The sequence below is a fragment of the Arenibacter lacus genome, assembly GCF_008711145.1.
Taxonomy (GTDB): domain Bacteria; phylum Bacteroidota; class Bacteroidia; order Flavobacteriales; family Flavobacteriaceae; genus Arenibacter; species Arenibacter amylolyticus.
Genome location: NZ_VVIN01000249.1, coordinates 1 through 483 on the forward strand (window position 1 = coordinate 1; position 483 = coordinate 483).

Sequence of the window (483 nt, forward strand, 5' to 3'; positions counted from 1 at the left end):
TGCTACCCCTACCCTACCCGAACGCTCTACCACCTTCAGTTGGATATGGTGCTTTTTAAGAAGTTTGGCAAGTTCGTCAAAGCTCCGCACTTTATGCTTTTGTATTGTATTGTTTAGGATGTCCTGCATATAGTATCGAACCCCGTTACCATCTTGGGGATTAAGCTGGGGCGTTTCTAGTTTGGGAAGCTCTCGGACCGTTCTTTTTTCCGGGGAGGGGGAAAGTCCAAACTCTTTCTCCAGGTATTTCTGGGCAGCCATGCTCCTCCTATAGTCAAAGGAAAGGTTGATCTGGCTGCAGTCCTCCCTGATGGTACTGGAGACGATGTGTACGTGTTCGTGCTCGGTATCGTGATGCCGTACCACAATAAACGGCTGCTCCCCATAGCCCATGTATTCCATATAGGCTTTGGACAAGGCCAAGAAGGTGTCATCGTCCAGGTGTTCGCCACGGGGGAGGTTCAGGGTGGCATGTACGTAGCG

General features: G+C 50.5%; 1 protein-coding gene. It reads right to left on the minus strand.

The window, feature by feature from the left end; all coding sequences use genetic code 11:
- Positions 1 to 483 (minus strand): relaxase/mobilization nuclease domain-containing protein (locus F1E73_RS17365; protein WP_150452705.1); only part of this gene is annotated, 483 nt, incomplete at both ends.